Annotated in this window: 18 protein-coding genes; 6 read left to right on the forward strand and 12 right to left on the reverse strand. The window is 68.4% G+C overall.

Annotated features, from left to right (window positions below; translation table 11 throughout):
- Positions 1 to 5 precede the first annotated feature (5 nt).
- Positions 6 to 2162 (reverse strand): bifunctional diguanylate cyclase/phosphodiesterase, encoded by a 2157-nt coding sequence (locus tag ASC91_RS02220; RefSeq protein WP_056191640.1) that lies wholly within the window; start codon positions 2160 to 2162, stop codon positions 6 to 8.
- Positions 2163 to 2515: 353 nt separating this feature from the next.
- On the opposite strand from ASC91_RS02220, the gene ASC91_RS02225 reads away from it, so the two are divergent.
- Complete coding sequence (locus ASC91_RS02225; protein ID WP_056191642.1) at positions 2516 to 3184, forward strand: YecA family protein; 669 nt, start codon at positions 2516 to 2518, stop codon at positions 3182 to 3184.
- Here the strand turns inward: ASC91_RS02225 and ASC91_RS02230 are convergent.
- Entirely contained in the window at positions 3096 to 4394 is a 1299-nt protein-coding gene (locus ASC91_RS02230) for an Hsp70 family protein (RefSeq protein ID WP_056191644.1), read from the reverse strand. The genes ASC91_RS02225 and ASC91_RS02230 overlap by 89 nt on opposite strands.
- A 105-nt stretch (positions 4395 to 4499) precedes the next feature.
- On the opposite strand from ASC91_RS02230, the gene prsT reads away from it, so the two are divergent.
- Positions 4500 to 7286 carry an XrtA/PEP-CTERM system TPR-repeat protein PrsT gene (prsT, locus tag ASC91_RS02235; protein WP_056191650.1) on the forward strand — a complete coding sequence of 929 codons (2787 nt, stop codon included), beginning with the start codon at positions 4500 to 4502 and terminating at the stop codon, positions 7284 to 7286.
- Here prsT and ASC91_RS02240 read toward each other — a convergent pair whose 3' ends face one another.
- Both ASC91_RS02240 and ASC91_RS02245 read right to left on the reverse strand, forming a co-directional pair.
- Positions 7287 to 8564, reverse strand: coding sequence for a D-amino acid dehydrogenase (locus tag ASC91_RS02240; RefSeq protein ID WP_056191651.1), 1278 nt, complete (start codon positions 8562 to 8564; stop codon positions 7287 to 7289).
- 18 nt (positions 8565 to 8582) lie between these two features.
- Positions 8583 to 9221 (reverse strand): LysE/ArgO family amino acid transporter, encoded by a 639-nt coding sequence (locus tag ASC91_RS02245; protein WP_056191653.1) that lies wholly within the window; start codon positions 9219 to 9221, stop codon positions 8583 to 8585.
- A gap of 73 nt (positions 9222 to 9294) precedes the next feature.
- Here ASC91_RS02245 and ASC91_RS02250 point away from each other — a divergent pair, with 73 nt between their 5' ends.
- Positions 9295 to 10200: a LysR family transcriptional regulator ArgP gene (locus tag ASC91_RS02250; RefSeq protein ID WP_056191655.1), complete on the forward strand. Its 906-nt coding sequence runs from the start codon at positions 9295 to 9297 to the stop codon at positions 10198 to 10200.
- Here the strand turns inward: ASC91_RS02250 and ASC91_RS29160 are convergent, their stop codons facing one another.
- A complete protein-coding gene (locus tag ASC91_RS29160; protein ID WP_157281035.1) occupies positions 10201 to 10374 on the reverse strand; it encodes a hypothetical protein in 174 nt (57 codons plus the stop codon).
- Between the two features lie 296 nt (positions 10375 to 10670).
- Between ASC91_RS29160 and ASC91_RS02255 the strand changes: the two genes are divergently transcribed.
- Positions 10671 to 10892, forward strand: a complete 222-nt coding sequence (locus ASC91_RS02255) for a hypothetical protein (protein ID WP_056191657.1) — start codon at positions 10671 to 10673, stop codon at positions 10890 to 10892.
- On the opposite strand, the gene pssA is transcribed toward ASC91_RS02255, so the two are convergent.
- The 6 genes from pssA to ASC91_RS02285 all read right to left on the reverse strand — a co-directional run bounded on the left by pssA (position 10889) and on the right by ASC91_RS02285 (position 15671).
- The gene (gene pssA, locus ASC91_RS02260) at positions 10889 to 11506 is read right to left on the reverse strand and encodes a CDP-diacylglycerol--serine O-phosphatidyltransferase (RefSeq protein WP_056191659.1); all 618 of its coding nucleotides are present in this window, start codon (positions 11504 to 11506) and stop codon (positions 10889 to 10891) included. The genes ASC91_RS02255 and pssA overlap by 4 nt on opposite strands.
- Before the next feature lie 13 nt (positions 11507 to 11519).
- The gene (locus ASC91_RS02265; RefSeq protein WP_200955203.1) at positions 11520 to 12635 is read right to left on the reverse strand and encodes a nucleotidyltransferase family protein; all 1116 of its coding nucleotides are present in this window, start codon (positions 12633 to 12635) and stop codon (positions 11520 to 11522) included.
- Positions 12632 to 13537, reverse strand: a complete 906-nt coding sequence (locus ASC91_RS02270; RefSeq protein ID WP_200955204.1) for an HprK-related kinase A — start codon at positions 13535 to 13537, stop codon at positions 12632 to 12634. The genes ASC91_RS02265 and ASC91_RS02270 overlap by 4 nt, the downstream gene beginning before the upstream one ends.
- The gene (locus tag ASC91_RS02275; protein ID WP_157281037.1) at positions 13531 to 13806 is read right to left on the reverse strand and encodes a hypothetical protein; all 276 of its coding nucleotides are present in this window, start codon (positions 13804 to 13806) and stop codon (positions 13531 to 13533) included. Before ASC91_RS02275 ends, ASC91_RS02270 begins: the two co-directional genes overlap by 7 nt.
- Positions 13807 to 13876: 70 nt before the next feature.
- Positions 13877 to 14614: a hypothetical protein gene (locus ASC91_RS02280; RefSeq protein WP_056191663.1), complete on the reverse strand. Its 738-nt coding sequence runs from the start codon at positions 14612 to 14614 to the stop codon at positions 13877 to 13879.
- Between the two features lie 178 nt (positions 14615 to 14792).
- On the reverse strand, positions 14793 to 15671 hold the full coding sequence (locus ASC91_RS02285) for a neutral zinc metallopeptidase (RefSeq protein ID WP_056191665.1): 879 nt from the start codon (positions 15669 to 15671) through the stop codon (positions 14793 to 14795).
- Positions 15672 to 15798: 127 nt separating this feature from the next.
- Here ASC91_RS02285 and ASC91_RS02290 point away from each other — a divergent pair, with 127 nt between their 5' ends.
- Positions 15799 to 16593 (forward strand): head GIN domain-containing protein, encoded by a 795-nt coding sequence (locus ASC91_RS02290; RefSeq protein ID WP_056191666.1) that lies wholly within the window; start codon positions 15799 to 15801, stop codon positions 16591 to 16593.
- Positions 16594 to 16626: 33 nt separating this feature from the next.
- Complete coding sequence (locus ASC91_RS02295) at positions 16627 to 17268, forward strand: hypothetical protein (protein WP_056191668.1); 642 nt, start codon at positions 16627 to 16629, stop codon at positions 17266 to 17268.
- Here ASC91_RS02295 and ASC91_RS02300 read toward each other — a convergent pair.
- Positions 17258 to 18910 (reverse strand): alkaline phosphatase family protein, encoded by a 1653-nt coding sequence (locus ASC91_RS02300; protein WP_056191671.1) that lies wholly within the window; start codon positions 18908 to 18910, stop codon positions 17258 to 17260. The two genes, ASC91_RS02295 and ASC91_RS02300, sit on opposite strands and share 11 nt — an antisense overlap.
- Positions 18911 to 18921 lie beyond the last annotated feature (11 nt).

An 18921-nucleotide genomic window follows, 5' to 3' on the forward strand; every position in this document is an offset into this window, starting at 1 on the left:
CGGCCCTAAATGCTGGGGTCCAGCGTTGCGTAGACCGACGAGCTGAAGCGCGGCCGGTCGTCCTGCGCGTCCTTCGCCCAGCGCGTCAGGTCCTCGGCCGGCATCGGGCGCGCGAACAAAAAGCCCTGCAGCTTGTCGCAGCGTTTGCCGCGCAGCACCTCGGCCTGGCCTTCGGTCTCGACCCCTTCTGCCACCACCTGCAGGCCTAGCGCATGGGCCAGTTCGATGACGGCCCTGACGATGGCGCGGGCGTCGGCGCTGCTCTCCAGGTCCTGGATGAAGCTGCGATCGATCTTGAGCTGCGACACCGGCAGGCGACGCAGATAGGCCAGGCTGGAATAGCCGGTGCCGAAATCGTCAATGGACAGGCACAGACCGAGTTCGGCCAGGCGCTGCAGTGAGCGTTCGGTGGCGGTGGCGTCGTCCATCGCGACGGACTCGGTGATCTCGCAGGTCAGTTGGCGGGCGTCGACGCCATACTGGGCCAGCGCCTCCTCGAAGCGGCGCACCAGGGCGTCGGGCTGACGCAGCTGCTGCACCGACAGGTTGATGGCCACGCGCATCTGCAGGCCCGCCTCACGCCAAAGTGCAATCTGGCGGCAGGACTCCTTGATGACCCAGTCGCCCAGCGGCACGATCAGGCCGAAGCGCTCGGCCACGGGAATGAAGACGACCGGGCTGATGGCGCCGCGCTGCGGATGCTGCCAGCGCAGCAGCGCCTCGACGCCCCTGACTTCGCCCTGGGCAGTGGCGATCTTGGGCTGGTAATGCAGGGCCAGGCGGCCGCTGCCGGTTTCGCCGGCCAGCGTGGCGCGCAGGTCGCGGGCCAACTCGACCTGCTCGCGCACGCCGGCCTGCATATGCGCCTCGAAGAACGCAAAACCGTTGCCGCCCGCACGTTTGACCGCCTGCGCAGCCGAATCCGCCTGGGCCACCAGCGCCTCGCCGGGCCCGCTGCCGTCGTACAGCGCAATGCCGACCGAGGCCGACAGCCGCAGCGGCTGGCTGCCGGCGCCAGGCACGCCGGTCATGGGCTCGGCCAGCGCGTCCAGCAGGCGTTGGGCGATCTGGGCCAGCGTCGTCTCGCCGACATCGCCTTCGAGCACCAGCACGAATTCATCGGCGGCCAGCCGGGCCAGGGTGTCGTGGCCACGGGCCAGGCCTTGCAGCCGCAGAGCGGTCTCGCGCAACACCTGGTCGCCGGCGGCCAGGCCGAAGCTGTCGTTGATGGGCTTGAAGCCGTCCAGGTTGACGGTCAGCAGGGCCAGACGAGCGCCCTCGCGCTGGCCGCGCGCGGCGGCATGCTGCAGGCGGTCGTCCAGCAGCTGGCGGTTGGCCAGGCCGGTCAGCGGGTCCCGCAACGCGATTTCCTGCAGCTCGGTCGTGGCGGCCTGCAGGGACTGCTGCAGCCGGTTGGTGCGGCGCTGGCCGCGGGCGTCCAGGGCCGAGGTGATCAGCGTCAGCAACAGCAGCGCGAAGGTGGCGCCGGCGACGAGATTGCCGAGGTTGTCGCCGCGCAGCGCGTCGGCGCTGAGGCAGACCGTGCCTTCGGCAATGCCGGCGGCGGCCATGCCGGTGTAGTGCATGCCGGCCACGGCCGCGCCCATGACAAGGGCGGCGACGAGCTGACCCCAGCGCGCCCAGGCCCGTGGCAGCTGGCGCAGGCCGAAGAAGATGACGAGGGCCGCGGCGGCGGCGCCGGTGGCAACGGCGGCCGAGGCGGCCACCAGGCCCCAATGCCACTGGATGCCGGGCGCCAGCACCAGGGCGGCCATGCCGGTGTAGTGCATGGCGCAGATGCCAGCGCCCATGCTGACGGCGCCCACGGCCAGGCGGGTGGGCGTCAGCGCCTCTCCGGCCGCAACGCGCAGCGCGATAGCCGACACGCCCACGGCCGCGAGCCAGCTCAGCAGTGTGACGGCGCTGTCATAGCCGACGAGGAAGGGCAGCTTGAGGGCCAGCATGCCGACGAAATGCATGGCCCAGATGCCCGTGCCCATGGACAGCGAACCGGCAATCCACCAGGTGCGGGCGACCAGCGCATCGGGCGTGCGCACGCGTTGGGCGAGGTCCAGCGCCACATAGGAGGCGAAGGCAGCGGTCAGGTAGGACAGCACCACGACCGCCGGGTCGAAGCGCAGCGCGAGTACGGCAGCGGACATGCCGCCAGTATGAAAGCCCGACGCAAGATTGGCCCGGCGCCATTCGCTTGCTGCGTGAAGGGGTGCCGGAACCCACGGCTCACGCTGGGGAGATGCGTGCAACGTGACCGGCCTCGCGCCCCACGGGGCGCGGATGGGCCTCTTGGCACAGGGCCGCAGGTCCCGGCGCACCAGCGCCGAGCGGCTCGCGCCAGCGAGCTGCGTGCCAAGTGACCAACAAAAAAAGACCCGGTCAGCAGGCTGCCGGGTCGTGAAGCCCTCAGGGTAGAGGGCGTCGTTGGGATGGAGGCACTCTAGAGCTTCGGCCGGCGCCCCGGTGGGCAATATTCACTTGCACTGCCCATAATCCCGCCATGTCAGCCCCCCAGCACCGCCCCACCGAAGCCCTGTCCGAAGCCGATCTGGAGCGCCTGCAGGCTCTGCTTGACGCCTTGCCGGCGCCGCTGGAACCGCTGGACGTCAGCATGGCCGACGGCTATCTCTGTGGCGTGCTGCTGCAGCCTTCAGTCGTGCCGCTGGAGCAATGGCTGCCGCCGCTGTTGGACAGCGAGGGGCGACCCATTCCCCAGCGCATCAGCGACGAGTTGATCGGGCTGCTGCGCCGCCGCCACAAGGAGCTGAACTTGGCCATCGTCGGTCGGCAGTGGTTCGACCCCTGGGTGTTCGAGCTCGACGAGGACGCCAGCCCCAGCGAAACCGTGCTGCCGTGGGTGGCCGGCTTTGCGCATGCGCTGGATGCCCATCCAGCACTGATGAAGCTGCCCGAGGAACCGCTGCTGGAGCCGCTGGCGGCCCTCTATCTGCACCTGGACCCGGACGACCTCGAGGACGCCGATACGCTGCTCGAGGAGATCGAGTCGCTGGAGCCGCCGACCGATCTGGAAGAAGCGGTCGAGGGGCTGGTCAGCGCGGTGTTGATGCTGGCGGACGTGTCTAGGCCATTGAAGCCGCAGCCGGCCCAAAAAGCCGTCGGGCGTGCAGGCCCAGGCCGGTCGCGACCGAAGCAAAGCGGTCGCCGCTGACGCGCGCCGCGGCGGGGAAGCCGGCGGCCATGCCGTCCACCAGCAGGCGCAGCCCGGTTGAGCCGCCGGTGAAGTAAAGGGCGTCGATCTGGCCGGCCTTCAGGCCGGCAAGCGCCACGGTTTCGTGGGCGGTCGAGATGATGCGGTCGAGGTCGGCGCGCAGCGCGTCCACCGCGGTCTTCTCGCTCAGCGGCAGCACCAGGCCGGTCTCGATGTGACCGAGGTCCACCGTCGTGTCCTCGCCGCCCGACACGGCAATCTTGGCGCCCTCGGCGCGAGCGGCCAACTCGTGGCCCAGGCGCTCCTCCAGCACCGTCATCAGCCGGGCGTGCTGGCGCACGTCGCTGAACCAGCTCTTCATGCCGCGCCACTCGGCCACGCGCAGCGGCGAGTAGCAGGTGTTGATCAGATGCCAGGTGGCCAGGTCGAAATAGATGCCGCTGGGCACCTCGCGTCCGCTGGGTCCCGTGGTGCGGTAGCCGAACTCCTGCAGCAGGCCGGCGAGTTCGATGTGGCGGTCGAAATCGGTGCCGGCGATGTGGATGCCGTGGCTGGCCAGGATGTCGTCGCGGCGCGCCAGGCGCTGCATGCGCTCGGGGCCGACGCGCACGATGGAGAAGTCGCTGGTGCCGCCACCGATGTCGGCGACCAGCACGACCTGTTCGCGCGTCGCCTGCTGCTCGAAGTCGAAGGCCGCCGCGATCGGTTCGTACTGGAAATGCACCTCGCGAAAGCCGACCGCGCGGGCACAGGCCTCCAGCTGGGCCTGGGCGGCCGCATCGCGCTCGGGCTCACTGTCGACGAAGAACACCGGCCGGCCCAGCACGGCGCGCTCGGGTTCGCCGGCCAGGCGGCGCAGCCGCTTCAGGTAGCCGGCGACGATGTCCGAATACTTGGCGCCGCGGCCGCCGCCCACATCGGTGGTCTGGTCGATGAGGGGCGAGCCGAGGATGCTCTTCATCGAGCGCATCAGCCGGCCGTCGTGGCCCTCGACATAGGCAGCCACGGCGGCGCGGCCGAAGGCGCGCGGCGGGCCGTCGGCGTCGTGGGCGCCTTCGGTGAAGTAGAAGACCGCGGTCGGCATGGTGCGTTGAGCCGGTTCCAGCTCGATGAGATGCATCTCGCCGGCGGCCGTGCTGGCATTGGGCACCGCCACCGCGGAATTCGACGTGCCGAAGTCAATCGCGCAAAAAGGGGGAGGGGCAATCATTCGAATTACGGCCCTGGGAGGCCAGTCCTGACAAGTCCTGAAAAGTTCGGAGGAAAGGGCGCGGATTCTAGGAACACAATCGCGCGCCTGATTTGCGGAGATTCGATGAAGACGCGCCATTTCGCTCCCCTCCTGCTGGCTGCCGCACTGGCGGCCTGCGGCCAACGTTCCGAGCAGGACCTGCTCGCCGCCGCGCAAAAGCGCATGGAGCAGAAGGACGTCGGCGGTGCTGTCATTGAACTGAAGAATCTGCTGCAGCAGAACCCCGAGAACGCCAAGGCCCGGCATCTACTGGGCAAGGCGCTGCTGGATGCCGGTGACGTAGCCGGCGCCGAGATCGAGTTGCGCCGGGCCTGGGAGCTGGGCGCGCCGCGCGACGAACTGGCGCCGCTGCTGGCGCAAACGCTGCTGCTGTCCGGCCAGTCGCGCAAGTTGATCGGCGAATTCTCCGACCAGACCCTGGCCGACCCCGTGGCCCAGTCGACGTTGCAGCAATACCTGGCCATGGCCTTCCTGGCTCAGGGCAACGTGACCGAAGCGAAGGCGGCGGCCGGGCGAGCCCTGCAGCTGCAGCCCGAGTCCGAGGACGCCATCATCGTCAGCGCCCGCACCAAGGTGGCCGCCGGCTTTCCCGACGAGGCCCTCGCGGCGCTGGACCAGCTGATTCTGAAGAACCCCAAGGCGGGCAAGGCGCTGCTGCTCAAGGCCGAGGTGCTGCTGGCGCGCGGCAAGATGGATGAGGCCGAGCCGCTGCTGCGCGAAGTGCTGGTGCTGGATCCGCGCTCCTACGACGCGCGCTCGCTGCTGCTGCGCCTGGCGTTCGGTCGCCAGCAGATCGACGTGGCGACCAAGCTCGTCGACGAAATGCCGCCGGATCTCGCCAAGAAGCCGCAGGGTCGTTTCATGCAGGGCCAGCTCGCGCTGGCCAAGGGTGATGCGGCCAAGGCGAAAGAGCTGGCCGTGCCCCTGCTCAAGGTGATGCCCAACTACCTGCCGCTGCTGCGCCTGGCCTCGGGAGCCCATCAGCAGTTGGGCGAGCTTGCCGACGCGGAGAACCTGCTCAACCAGGCCCTCAAGCTCGCGCCCGAGGACCTGGCGCTGCGCCGCCAGTTCGCCGGGCTGCAGCTGCAGCGGCGCTCGCCCGCCAAGACGCTGGAGACGCTGCGCCCGATGCTTGAAAGCGGCCGCGCCGACGCCGACTCCCTGCTGATGGCCGGCAAGGCCCAGCTGATGCAGGGCAATTTCGAGGCTGCCGATCAGGCCTTCGGTGCCGCCGCCAAGCTGCGCCCTGACGACGCCAAGACCACCGCGGCCCTGGCACTGTCGGCCATCATTCGCGACAGCGCTGCGCCGGGCGGCGCCAGCCGGGCCAAAGCCGACGCGGCCATGAACCAGCTGCGCGACATTGCCGCCAAGGACAGCGGCAGCAGTTACGACCTGATGCTGATCAATGCGCTGCTGCGGCGCAATGACCTGCCTGCGGCCCTGGCAGCCCTGGACAGGCTAGCGCCCAAGATGAAGGACAGCCCGGTGCCGGACGGCCTGCGTGGGCGGATCCACCTCGTCCGCAAGGACACGGCGGCGGCGCAAGCCTCCTTCGAAGCCTCGCTGAAGGCCGATGCCGGCTATCTGCCCGCCGTGCTGGGCCTGGTCACGCTGGACATGCAGGCCAACCGCAGCGAGGCCGCGGTCAAGCGCCTGGAGAGCTTCGTCACGACCCAGCAGCATTCGCCGCAGGCCCGCTTGGCCCTGGCCGACCTGCTGGCGCAGACGCGTGCGCCGGTCGATCGCGTCACCGAGGTGCTCGCCGCCGGCGTGCGCGAGGAGCCGACCGAGGCCGCACTGCGCGTGTCGTTGATCGACCACTACCTGCGCAACGGCGACGCCGCCAAGGCCGCCCAGGCGGCGCAGGAGGCCGCCGCCGCTCTGCCGCTCAACGCCGACCTGCTGGAGCGCCTGGCACGCACCCAGCTGGCGTCGGGCGACAAGGCCCAGGCTGCCAAGACCTATACGCGCTTGACGGTGATGGCGCCCACGCGCGCCCAAGGCTGGCTGGGCCTGGCCCAGCTGCGCTTCATGGAGAAGGACGACGCGGGCGCCGAGCGCGAGGTCAAGCGCGCGCTGGAAGCCGAACCGGCCTCTGTGCCGGCCCAGCGCCTGCTGATCCAGCTCGCCGCCCGCCAGGGTCGCGTTGACGAGGCGCTGACCGCCCTGCGCGAGCGCCAGAAGAAGAATCCGCAAGAGGCCTTTGCGCTGATGGCCGAGGCCGAGATCGAGAGCAATCGCCAGCACTACGACGTCGCCATCGCGGCCCTGCGCAAGGCCGTCGCCCTGCGCGAGCCGGCCGACGCCGCACCGCGTCTGTTCTCGGTGTTGATGGCGGCCAAGAAGCGTGACGAGGCGCAGGCCTTCGAGACCCAGTGGGCGGCTGCGCACCCGCAGGACCAGAGCTTCCCGGCAGCCACGGCCGACATCCTGCTGGCCCGCGGCGAACTCGACCCGGCGCTCGCCCGCTATGAAGCCCTGCTCAAGCGCAACCCTGACGCGCTGCCCATCATCAACAACGTCGCCTGGCTGCGCAGCAAGACCGGCAAGCCCGGTGCGCGCGAACTGGCCGAACGTGGCCTCAAGCTCAACCCCGACTACGCGGCCTTGCGAGACACCTATGCCACCGTGCTGGCCAACGAAAAGGACTTCAGCAAGGCGATCAGCGCGCAGCGCCAGCTCATCAGCGACCAGCCCGACCAGCCGGCCTACAAGCTCAACCTGGCACAGATCCTGATCCAGTCCGGCGACAAGCCGGCCGCCAAGGCGGAGCTTGAAGGCCTGGCCAAGCTGGGCAAGAAGTTCCCGCAGCAGGCCCAGGTCGAGGCGCTGCTGAAGACGCTCTGATCAGACCGAACCGTAGAAGCCGAAGGCCATGCCCGGCTTTCGGCCAGCGATCAACTCGGCCATCGCATGGCCCGAGCCGGCGCCATGCGTCCAGCCCAGGGTGCCGTGGCCGGCGTTGATCCACAGGTTGCGAGCCTTCCTGCTGCGGCCGATGTAGGGGATGTTGGTCGGCGTGCTGGGACGCAGGCCGGTCCAGTAGTTGGGCTCGCTGATGTCGGCCACACCGGGAAAGAGTTCCTCGTAGCGCTTGACCAGGGCGGCACAGCGCACCCGGGCCGTCGGTGAATCGAGGTTGAGGTCGAAGCCCGACAGCTCGGCCGTGCCGGCGATGCGGATGTGGTCGCCCAGGCGCGAGATGGCGATCTTGCGGGTGTCGTCCAGCAGGCTGACAACGCTGGCGGCCTCGGGCTTCTTCAGCCGCAGCGTGGCCGAGTAGCCCTTGGCGGGATAGATGTTGAGGTGCTCGCCGAGGGGCTGAACCAGGGCCGGCGTGTAGGAGCCCATGGCGGCGACGAAGGCATCGGCTTTCAACGTCAGGCGCTCGCCGCTGCGTGTGTGGGCGACCTGCACGGACTCGATGCCGTCGCCCGCACGCTGCAGTCCGAGGATGTCGTGCTCGTACAGGAATTGCGCGCCGCGTTCGGCGCACAGCCGGGCGAGCTTCTGCGTGAAGACCTTGGCGTCACCGCTTTCGTCGCTGGGCGTGAAGGTGCCGCCGAAGATGCGGTTGCCGAAGGCCGCCAGCGCCGGCTCGACCTTCAGCACCTCCTCACGGCCCAGCACGCGGCGGTCCACGCCATGGCGTCGCATGATCTCGGCGCCGGCGGCGCCGTTGTCGAAGTCGGCCTGGCTGGAGAAGAAATGCAGGATGCCGCGCTCCAGGCGGTCATATTCGATGCCGGTGCGCGCGACAAGATCTTTCAGCGAGGCATGCGAGTAGCGGCCCAGCTGCACGAGTTCCTCGACATTGCGCTCGAAGGCGGCGTTCGTGCACTGCATCAGGAAGGCCAGGCCCCAGCGCCACTGGTTGGGGTCCAGGCGCGGACGGAACAGCAGCGGCGAGTCGTCGCGCAACAGCCACTTGGCCACCTTGAAGGGTGCGCCGGCATTGGCCCAGGGTTCGCAGAAGCTGACCGAGATCTGCGCGCCGTTGGCGAAGCTGGTCTCCAGCGCGGCGTCCGGCTGGCGGTCGACGACGATGACCTCATGCCCCTCGTCGAGCAAATACCAGGCGGTGGCGATGCCGATGATGCCGGCGCCGAGAACGACGATCTTCATGGCTGTCCTTTTGAGTTCTTAGAGGGGTTGCAGGAGGAGTTGTAAACCCAGCGCGGCCATCAGCACAGCGACGAGGGCATCGATGACCCGCCAGGTGTGGGCGCTGCGCAACCGCGGCGCCGCCGCCGCCGCGCCGAAACCGAGCAGGCCAAACCACATCGCCGACGCCAGGCCGGCCCCGGCCGCGAAGGCCGCGCGCAGCTCGGCCGGCTGGCGCGCACCCAGGCCGCCGAGCAGCACGACGGTGTCCAGGTAGACGTGGGGATTCAGATAGGTGAAGGCAAAAGCGGCCGACAAGGTGGCGCCGAGGCTGGACGCGGCTGTTGCGGCATCCAGCCCGGGGGCGGGACGCCAGGCGCGCCGGGCGGCGAGCAGCGCGTAAATGAGCAGGAAGGCGGCGCCACCGAAGCGAAACACTTCCAGCAGCAGCGGCTGGCCCTGGATCAGCACACCGAGGCCGAAGACGCCCAGCGCAATCAGCAGCCAGTCCGACAGCGTGCAGACCGCGACGACGGCGCCGACGTGTTCCCGCTTGAGGCCTTGGCGCAGCACCAGCGCGTTCTGGGCACCGATGGCCAGGATGAGGCCGGCGCCCATGGCCCAGCCCTGCGCAAAGACGGCGGGCGCGGTTGCAGAGGCCAGAGCGGAAGCGGGCATCGGCGGATTCTCTGCATCGGCAGGCAATTCAAGAAGTGTCATTCATATTATTGGCCATACATTAGCAGTGCTAATGAATGACTTCGATCACGCCGCGCTGGACTGCCTGGCCGCCCTGGCCGACGAGCAGGGCTTCGAGCGTGCCGCCCAGCGCCTGTCGATCACGCAGAGCGCCGTGTCGCAACGCTTGCGGTCGCTGGAGGCCCAGGTCGGCCAGCCGCTGGTGGTGCGCTCGCGGCCGCTGCGGCTGACGGAGGCGGGCAAGGTGCTGCTGCGCTTTGCCCGGCAGTTGCAGGCGCTGCGCGTGGATGTGGCACGAGAACTGGGCGAGCGCGTCGCGCCGCAATCGCGCCTGGCCATTGCCGTCAACGCCGACAGCCTGGCGACCTGGGTGCCCCTGGCACTCGACGCTCTCGTGCAGCGGGGCCTGCATGAGGGCTATGGGCTGGAACTCGTTGTCGACGACCAGGACTTCACCCACGACAGCCTGCGCCAGGGCGCGGTGCTCGGCTGCATGTCCACGGTGGCCGAGGCGCTGCAGGGCTGCCGGGTGCAGGCCCTGGGCGTCATGCGTTATGTGGCAGTGGCCAGCCCGGGTTTCCTTGCGAGCCAGTTGCCCGAAGGTTTGCACGCCGGCAACTTCGCCGACACACCGTTTCTCGTCTTCAACCGCAAGGACGACACGCAGGTGCAATGGGTGTCACAGGCCTTCGGCGTGCGCGGACCAAGGCTGCGCGAACGCTTTGTGCCGTCCAGCGAAGCCTATGTGCGCGCCGCCGCCATGGGTTGGGGCGTGGGTGTGGCGCCCGAGATCCAGGTCCGCGCCCTTGTCGAAGCCGGCCAGCTCGTCGTGCTCAGGCCGGAGATCGGCGTCGACGTGGCGCTGTACTGGCACCAATGGCAGTTGCAGGGGCGGGGCGCCCTGCTGGATCAGATCGGCCAGGCCCTGGCGGACGGCGCCAAGCTTGCGCTGGGCTGATCAGCGAGTGGCCGTCACTGGAGCCGATGCGGCCGTTGTCGGTGCTGCCACCTGGGCGAGCATCAAGTTGGTGCCGCCCTGTTCGGGATGTATGGCACTCGCCATCCACAACGTACAGACGAGCACGGTGGCAATCAGGCCGCTGGCGACCCACTTCAACAGTTCTGAACTCATGCAAAAAGCCGGGGGGCTTGGAGGTGGGGCAGCTTAAGCGCCGGACCCTGCGAACCTATCCTGAGCTCTAGGGAGGCGCAGAAAAGAATTGCAAAAGCGCAACGCTCCCCTCGGATCGGGGGCATCGGCCCGCAGACCCCATCAACACTGGGAAAAACAGGGGTTGCCCCTGTGCGGAAATGCCTGCCGAGGCAATATTTACTCACAGATGGGGGGTTCGGTTGTCACATGAATCCCGCACACTGGGTTCACGGTGCTGATGTTGTTGTCGGCCCGTCAAGCCAATGAGGTCTGCCATGCGATTCGTTCCAGCGCTGCGCTTCTTCCGCCGAGACGTCGCTGCGCGCAGCGAGCCGGATCCCGCCGACCTCGGCACCGCCTTCGGCCTGGATGCCTGCTTGGACGGCGTGGGCGTCAGCGAATATCGCAGCCAGCCGCCCAGTGATTTCCTCGAATCCCAGTCGTCTGTCGCGATTCAGGAATCGCCGCTGAGCTGGTTGTCGCGCCGAACGGCTTAGAGTTTCGGAATCCGAATCCGGCTCACCATCAACGAGCCGGATAGCGCGAACATCAGCACCAGCGGGTGCAACTTGAAGCCCGCCAGCCACCAGACGCCACCCCATAGCGCGTCACCGATGGCCCCCTGAACCGCGGCCACCCACAGCACAGCCACAAGCAGCATGGACGTCGGAATCGGCGTGCCCTCGAAATACGCCACCTTGTCCGAGCCTGCGCTGAGTTTTTCCGCCGTCACGTTGTAGCGCGCCAGCCGGCTGACGCCGCAGGCGACGAAGAACACCAGCACGATGCGGTCATACAGCCCCTGCATGCCGCAGCCGTAGGCGATCGCCGCGGGCGCGACGCCGAAGGAGATCACGTCGGCCAGGGAATCCAGCTCGCGGCCCAGGGCCGAGCTCTTCTGGCGCCAGCGCGCAATGCGGCCGTCCAGCACGTCGAAGGCCAGCGCCAGCGGAATCAACGCACAGGCGTATTGCAGATGTTGGCGCTCGCCGGTCTGCAGGAAGCTCATCACGGCGAACAGGGCGCCCATGCCGGCGCAGGCATTGCCGAGGGTGAACCAATCGGCGAGATGGAACTCGCGGATCATCGAAAAGGGCTTGGGTTTTTCCATCAGGACCTCCTCCTCAACGCTGCTCCAGCGGATCGATGTCGTCGCGCCGGGACGGGCTCGCAGGCGGCCGGCTGACCGCTTTCACGACGAGATGAGGCACGAGCAGATGCAGTGGCATGCGAAGGTAATGGCTGCGAACGAAGAGCGCAAACTCGGCAACGCGCGTGCCCGGCGCCATCGAGCCGCGGTGGGCGCTGGTCAGGGCCCGCCTCAGCAAGCCCTGCATCAGCCAGCGCAACAGGGGGCCGGGGCGGGCAGGGCAGCGCTCCAGCACATCCTCGGGGACGGGTGTGTGCAGATGGCGCCGGCACAGGCAAAGGGCATAGAACAGCGGCCGGCCCAGCGACAGGGTTGCGGCGCGCGCCAGCAAGGTGTTCCAGAAGCCAGGCTCGACAGCATGGCGGCGCAACAGGCTGTCGAGATCACTGAGGTCGCGCAGGCCGTGCCCCCATTCGCCCTCGTGCATCAGATGCGTCGCGCTGTGCAGGATCTGGTCCGGCGCCGACGGCAGGCTGAAACGCGGGAATTCCGTGACCGGCTGGGCGGCCGCCAGAAGCGGTGCGCTGTGGGTTTTGATGCGCGCCGTCAATGGCAGGATGTTGTGGTGCAGGTCCAGGTTGGTCTGGCGGCGCAGGTGCACCATCGGCGGTAGCTCGTGCATCCACCGTCGGTAGTAGCGTTCATCGTAGGCTGTCCCCGCAGCACTGGCCCAGCCACCGAGCATCAGCGCCGCCTCCGCCTCGTCGAGCTGCTCACGCGGCACCAGGATGTCGATGTCCGAGAACAGCCGGCCCGGGGCTGGCGGCAGGTCGCCGGCGACATAGGCCGCGCCCTTGAGCAGCATCACGGGGCCGGGGAGGCTTGCCAGATCGCGGGACAGCAGCACCAGCTCCCAGCGCACGGCGCGCCGCTGTTCCTGGGAAACGGCCAGCAGCGCGCGCATCTGGCGGCGCACGGGCAAGGGCAGTGAGCGCTCGACGCCCGCCTCACGGGCCAGCGCACCCAACCGGGCCAACAAGCCGGCCGACACGGCCTGGCGCAGCAGCAGGTCCCAGGTCGCTTCGCCATGGGAAGCCATGAAAGCCGGCTCGCGCAAGGAGCGCAGCAGCGGTTCCCATGCCGGCGTCATGACTTCAGCCCGTCAAGCGTGGCCAGCCCTTCCGCCAGGTCGGAGTAGCAGAAATCCCAGCACCCGCACGAATCGATCAACGCCGCCGTCAGCTCGAAGCCCACCCGGCCCAGCATGCTGTAGTTGAACGCATGGCCGGCAAGCCGTTCGAAGGCCTGGGCCTTGGGCACCGGCGCCAGCTGCGTCGGCGCGCCGGCGTGCCAGCGCGGAAAGATCAGCTGCGTAGGCCGCGCCTGCTGTTGCTGGCCGGTCACGCTGGCGGCCGACGCGCGCAAATGGGAGACCGTGCCCTTGTGCGTGTCGCGGGCCGCCTCACCCAAGACGGCCTGCGGGGAGAAGCGGCGGATGATGGCGATCGACTGGTTCTTCAGGCTGACCGGACGGGCCAGCGGTGCGACCTGCCCGTCATCGCGGTCGATCATGGCCATCTCGTCAGAGAGCAACCGCCAGCCCGACAGCATCAGCGCGGCCGTCAGCGTGCTTTTGCCGGCACCGGGGTCGCCCGGCATGACGAGGCATTGGCCGTCTTTCTCGAGTACCGCCGCGTGGAAGAGCAGGTAGTGATTCGCCTGGCTGGCCAGGCACCAGTTCATGCCCCATTCCAGCAGAGCGAAGGCGTGGTTGGCAGGCAGCGGCAGAAAGGGGCTGTGCTGATCCAGCCGGAATTCCACCTGGGCGCCAAGCCAGCGCCGCAGCCCGGTGACAGGCTGCACATGCACGTGGAAGTCGGCGATGCCGCCCTCGGGTTCCAGCTCGAAATCCGCGTACAGCGCTGCCAGGCCCGCCGCCACGGGCGGGCAGCTGCTGTGGATGCGGTAGGCGAAGGGGCCAGTCCTGAGCGTCAGGCCGTCGTGCAGCCGTTGGCCAAGTTCCGCCGGGGCCAGCATGCCCAGCGTCAGCATCGCTGGACCAACAACAGCTGTTCGAGCTGTTGCAGCACATCGGCGGTCATTTCCGAATCGGCATCCATCAGCGCAGCCAGTTCGTCGAACTCCGCAGGCGGCTGCTCGGCGAGGCGTCGTAGGGCGGGTACCAGCCAGGCGGCGAGGCGATGGGTGTCGTTGGACAGCGCGTGATGCACGAGGCAATCGTCACCCCAGACCCTGATCGACAGATCGGCCCCGTAAGTGAGCGCCCATCGAGGCGTTGACACTGGATCGGTGGTGGTCACGGAGTGGCTGCAGAAAGACTTCGGGCGTCGCTACGGACGCCCGAAGTGTCACACCGACGGTGCCGGCCGCTCAGGAGTACAGGCTCTGGAAGTAAGCCATGACCTGGTTGGCGTCCCAGGAGACCGTCGTATTGACCTGGTATTTGCCGCCCAGCGGGCAGACGGCATTGAACATCTTGATGGCTTGGGCGACCGTGATCGGATAGTCGGTACCGACGTTCAGCGCATTCAGGATGGTCGCCGCGGTGGCGCGGCCCAGCGCGTAGATCATCGTGTCGTTCTGGCCGCCGGGCGTATTCAGCACCTGCAGCAGGGTGGCCTTGCTCGTGCACAACCCGAACGCCGAATCGCGGTAGCCATAAACATTGCAGGCCGAGGACTCAGCCTTGTAGCGGAAGGCGTCCATCAGTGTCTGGCCACCGCTGATGAAACCTCCGAAGACGGTGCCCTTGTTGCCGCCGAAGCTGCAACTCGCCGTGGGCAGAGTGCCCTTCAGCGTGCCGGCCGGCCAGGTGCTTGCGTTCTTCCAGTAGCCGGGCGACTTGCCGAGGAGCTTGCAGTCCGCCTTGCCAGGCCGCGGCGACGCATTGCCGGACATCTGGCCCGACACGGTGCAGTTGTAGGCCTGGCTCGCCAGCGCCGGTTTGCTCAACAGGCTGCCCAGCACGACCGGCGTGGCCGCGCCCGCTTGGGCAAAGCGTCGGCGGGACGCGTTCATCCGGGTCGAGGTCGGCCGGCCGGCGGACGCGTCGACGGAGGCCGGCACCTTGGGCGTCGACTGCGGGTCGTTGATTTGGCGTTCGCTCATGACAGTGTGCCTCGTGGATCCGTTTTTGGGTTGCACCAGACTAGGGCACAACTCGCTCTGGGCGTCAGAGCGGGCCGATGCTAATAGGGGGCTCGGCGGTTTGGATGGCAGTGTTTCACACAAAGCCTTTTGGGGGTCATCTGGCGCCCCCTTGATTGGGTGGGCCTGAATCAGGGACTTAGAGGGCGGCTGACGAAAACGTGTCACATGTCTTCAGATCGCCCGCTTCCAGGCCGCGCTTGAACCAGCGAACACGCTGCGCGCTGCTGCCGTGGGTGAAGCTTTCGGGCACGACGGCGCCCCGGGAGCGCTTTTGCAGGGTGTCGTCGCCGATCTGGGAGGCGGCGTTCAGCGCCTCCTCGATGTCGCCTTGCTCCAGCCAGCCTTTGCTGCGCTGCGACAGATTCGCCCAGACACCGGCAAAGCAGTCAGCCTGCAGCTCCAGCTTGACGCTCATGGCGTTCGCCTCGCGCTCGGAGACGCGGCCGCGGGCGCGATCCAGCTTTTCGGTCGTGCCCATCAGGTTCTGCAGGTGGTGGCCGACCTCGTGGGCGATGACATAGGCCTGGGCGAAGTCGCCCGGCGCGCCCAGGCGCTGTCGCAAGGTGTCGTAGAAGCCCAGGTCGATGTAGACCTTGCGGTCGGCGGGGCAGTAGAACGGGCCCATGGCGGCCTCGCCGGTGCCGCAGCCGGTGGGCCAGCGGTCGCGGAAGATGACAAGCTTGGGAGCGGGGTATTGCTGGCCTGCGCGTTGGAAGTAGGCGCCCCAGACGTCTTCGGTATCCGCCAGTACCTTGCTGACGAATACCGCACCCGGATCCTTGGGGTGTTGCTCGGCCGGCGCGCCCGGCTGGACCTGCGGCGCAGCGCCGCCCCCGCCGTCGAGCAGCCCGAGCACCGTCAGCGGGTTGATGCCGAAGGCCCAGGATGCCAGCAGGGCGATGACGACACCGCCCAGGCTCAGGCCGCGCCCGCCGATGGGCAGGCCGCCACCCCCGCTGCTGCTGCCACGGACATCTTCGACGTTGTCGCTCTCACGCTGGCCATCCAACTTCATGCTGTCTCTCCTGCTGATCGGGCAATCCTACGGCCCATGACCGCCAAAACGCAGTCCGTCGCCTCTCGCGGGCGTCGCACCGGCCGGCTGGACACACTGCCGCCGCATCGCCGAACCAGGAGCCCCCATGAAACGCCTCGCCCTGCTGACCCTTGCCGCCGCCCTTGCCACCAGCAGCTTTGCCGGCGACAACGACTGGCATCTGCGCATCAAGAAGGAGTCCGACGGCTGGACGGCCCACTTCAGCGGTCCCATCGACTACGGCAGCGGCAAGAACCGCATCAAGGGCTCGGGCGTCAAGGTCGAGAAGGCGCGCGCCCTCGGCAGCTTCAGCAAGCTGCGCATCGACGGCCCCTTCGACGTCAAGCTGACCCAGGCGGGCAGCGACCAGGCCACGGTGGTTGCCGACGACAACATCGAGCCGCTGGTGGAGACCGTTGTCGAGGGCGATGCCCTGGTGGTGCGCATGAGACGCGACGCCGGCTTCACGACGCGTTCCGCGCCAACGGTGCGCGTCGACGCCCGGGCCCTGCAGTCCATCGCCATCAATGGCTCGGGAGACCTGGCCGTGGAGCGCTTCAAGGCCGACAGCCTCAGCCTGAACGTCATCGGCTCGGGGGATGTGCATTTCGGTGCCGTCGAGCTGAAGGACCTGAGCGTCAGCATCAGCGGCTCGGGCGATGTGCGCCTGGCCGGTCGGGCGGACCAGCAGAGCTGGACGGTCAGCGGTTCGGGCGATGTTGACGCGCGTTCCCTTGCCGGCCGCGCAGCCCGAGTCAACATCAACGGTTCGGGCGACGTGTCTGTCGGGGTGACGGAACAGCTGGACGTCCAACTGAGCGGTTCCGGCGACCTGAGCTACGCCGGACGGCCGCAGTTGCGCCAAAGCGTCAGCGGCTCGGGCGAGATCAGCCGCCGCTAGAGCGCGACGGCCCAGGCCCCTCAGAATGGGGCCGTGAACCCCAACGACCTCTGGTGGCAGACGCTGGCCGATGGCCCGCTGCTGCTGGCCCTGTTTGATGCGGGCGAATGCCTGCGGCAAGCCAATGCGGCCTATCGACAGGCCTGGGGGCTGGCTGCCGATGCATCGCCGGGCTGGCTCGAGATGGTCGAGGCCGCCCAGCGGGCCGGCGTCGGCCCGGTCGACGTGCCGGAGCGCCGCAGCCGCATGGCGCAGCGAGGCTATGAACAGGCCTGGCGCGACGGCCGGCGCCTCTGGTGGGTGGAGCAGCGCATGCCAGACGGCGGCCTGGCGCTGACCGGCGTGGACATCAGCGCGCTGGCGGGGCCGCGGCCTTTGACGGGCCAGTTGCTGTCGGCTCAGGCCGGCCGCGAACTGCTGCAGGCTCTGCTGGCCGACCCGCGCGCCTGGCCCTTGTCCGTGGCGACGTTGGCACCCGAGGCCGATCCGGCCGAGCTGCTGGCGCGCACCCGTGGCGAGGATGGCTGCATGCGCCTGGACGACGGGCGGCTGCTCGTCATGCTGCCGTCCACTGGGCCAGCCCAGGCCGCGGCGCTGGGCGAGCGCCTCGGGGCATTGACGCTCACCGAGGCCATCTGGGGCGAATCGGCAGCGGCACTGATCGTCAGGGCTTGAGCTTCAGGTCCCGGCCTTGAGCCTGGGCCGGCGCGGGCAAGCCGGCGATGGCGGCCAGCGTGGGCGCCAGATCGGCAATTTCGACGCGTTCTTTCACCTCGCCCTGGCCGACATAGCCCGGACCCCAGAACAGCAGGGGCACATGGGTGTCGTAGTCGTAAGGGCTGCCGTGGGTGCTGCCACCAGGCCGGTAGCTGAAGATCCAGTTGCGCTTCAGCACGATCTGCAACTGCGCGGCGCGCGTCGGATCGAAGGACTTGCGCATGGCTTCCAGGTAGGGGGTGGTGCGGTCGTCACCCAGCAACTGCTCGCGGGTGAAGACGGTGGCCACGCCGGGCAGCTTCAGCAGTTCCTCGCGGGCGGCAGCCTGGACGTCAGCGAACTTCAGGCCCTTGTCGGCGGCCAGCTTCTCGTCCAGCAACAGACCGGAAGCGGAAAAGTCGCGCGCCAGCCTGTCGACGCCAAAGCGTGCCGACAGGGCGGTATTGACGACCGCCAGTGACGGCGAGCTGTTGAAGCGGCCGGCATCGCGGCCCTGGGTGGCCGCCCATTCCGGCGTATCGGTGAAGCCGTGGTCCGCCGTCAGCGCGAGTACATAGTTGCCGGCACCGACTTCCTTGTCGAGGAATTGGAAGAAGGCCTGCAGATGGCGGTCCAGATGCAGGGTGTGGTCGTGCGACAGCCGCGACTCGGGGCCGAAGGCATGGTTGATGTAGTCGTGGCTGGACAGGCTGACGGACAGGATGTCCTGCACACCGCGCTGGCCGAGCTTCTCGTTCGTGATGGCGGCGCGCGCGAAGGCCAGCGTTAGCTCGTCGCCGAAGGGCGAGGCCAGCAGGCCGCCGTAGAAGCGCGGGCCGGGGCCGTCCATCTTGTCGCCGATGACGGCCGGCAGCTTGTTGCCGTTGCCGCTGGCGATCTGCCAGGACTGGCCGTCAGGCACGGAGCGGGCGTAGGCCGCCTCCGGGAGAAGGGGAGCCCAGGTCTTCTTGAAGAAGGCGTCGGCCGGGTTGGTGGCGTTGAAATCCTTCACCCATTGCGGATGGGCCTGCATGTAATAGGTGCTGGAGGCGAAGCGGCCCGTCTCCGTCATGTACATATACGCCGTGCCCTTGTGGCCGGCCGGCAGGATGGCGCCGCGATCCTTGCCCGAGATGCCGATGACCTTGGACGCCGGCGAACCCGTGCGCAGCACGTCGCCCAGGGTCTCGACCTTGAGGTTGCGCGGGCTGGTGCCGGCCAGCGGCGCGGTCGGGCTGTCGATGTACTGGTAAGCCACGTCGCCGGTGTTGTAGACCTGGGCGCCGGTGGCGGGGTCGCGCCATTCGTTGCTGATGATGCCGCTGCGCTGTGGATAGGCGCCGGAAAGCATCACCGAGTGGCCGGCTGCCGTCACCGTGTGGCCATGGCCGTAGTGGGCCTGCGAAAACCAGCGCCCATGGTCGAGGAAGCGGGCGAAGCCGTCAGGTGCCAGCTGGTCCCGGTAGCCCGTCACCTGGCGCATCGGCAGGCCGTCGATGACGACCAGGACGAGGAGCTTGGGGTTTTTTTGCGGCGCCACGGCCGGCGGCGCCGTCGTTGCGCAGGCGGACAGGGCAGCGGCGAAGGCCAGGCTCAGCAGGCGACGGCGAGTGTGCAACATGACGTTTTCGT

The sequence above is a fragment of the Pelomonas sp. Root1237 genome (genome assembly GCF_001425055.1).
Classification (GTDB): domain Bacteria; phylum Pseudomonadota; class Gammaproteobacteria; order Burkholderiales; family Burkholderiaceae_C; genus Pelomonas.

Coding starts and splice junctions, on each gene's coding strand:
- ASC91_RS02220 (WP_056191640.1), bottom strand. CDS start 2,162: ATGTCCGCTGCCGTACTCGCGCTGCGCTTCGACCCGGCGGTCGTGGTG.
- ASC91_RS02225 (WP_056191642.1), top strand. CDS start 2,516: ATGTCAGCCCCCCAGCACCGCCCCACCGAAGCCCTGTCCGAAGCCGAT.
- ASC91_RS02230 (WP_056191644.1), bottom strand. CDS start 4,394: ATGATTGCCCCTCCCCCTTTTTGCGCGATTGACTTCGGCACGTCGAAT.
- prsT (WP_056191650.1), top strand. CDS start 4,500: ATGAAGACGCGCCATTTCGCTCCCCTCCTGCTGGCTGCCGCACTGGCG.
- ASC91_RS02240 (WP_056191651.1), bottom strand. CDS start 8,564: ATGAAGATCGTCGTTCTCGGCGCCGGCATCATCGGCATCGCCACCGCC.
- ASC91_RS02245 (WP_056191653.1), bottom strand. CDS start 9,221: ATGCCCGCTTCCGCTCTGGCCTCTGCAACCGCGCCCGCCGTCTTTGCG.
- ASC91_RS02250 (WP_056191655.1), top strand. CDS start 9,295: ATGAATGACTTCGATCACGCCGCGCTGGACTGCCTGGCCGCCCTGGCC.
- ASC91_RS29160 (WP_157281035.1), bottom strand. CDS start 10,374: ATGAGTTCAGAACTGTTGAAGTGGGTCGCCAGCGGCCTGATTGCCACC.
- ASC91_RS02255 (WP_056191657.1), top strand. CDS start 10,671: ATGCGATTCGTTCCAGCGCTGCGCTTCTTCCGCCGAGACGTCGCTGCG.
- pssA (WP_056191659.1), bottom strand. CDS start 11,506: ATGGAAAAACCCAAGCCCTTTTCGATGATCCGCGAGTTCCATCTCGCC.
- ASC91_RS02265 (WP_200955203.1), bottom strand. CDS start 12,635: ATGACGCCGGCATGGGAACCGCTGCTGCGCTCCTTGCGCGAGCCGGCT.
- ASC91_RS02270 (WP_200955204.1), bottom strand. CDS start 13,537: ATGCTGACGCTGGGCATGCTGGCCCCGGCGGAACTTGGCCAACGGCTG.
- ASC91_RS02280 (WP_056191663.1), bottom strand. CDS start 14,614: ATGAGCGAACGCCAAATCAACGACCCGCAGTCGACGCCCAAGGTGCCG.
- ASC91_RS02285 (WP_056191665.1), bottom strand. CDS start 15,671: ATGAAGTTGGATGGCCAGCGTGAGAGCGACAACGTCGAAGATGTCCGT.
- ASC91_RS02290 (WP_056191666.1), top strand. CDS start 15,799: ATGAAACGCCTCGCCCTGCTGACCCTTGCCGCCGCCCTTGCCACCAGC.
- ASC91_RS02300 (WP_056191671.1), bottom strand. CDS start 18,910: ATGTTGCACACTCGCCGTCGCCTGCTGAGCCTGGCCTTCGCCGCTGCC.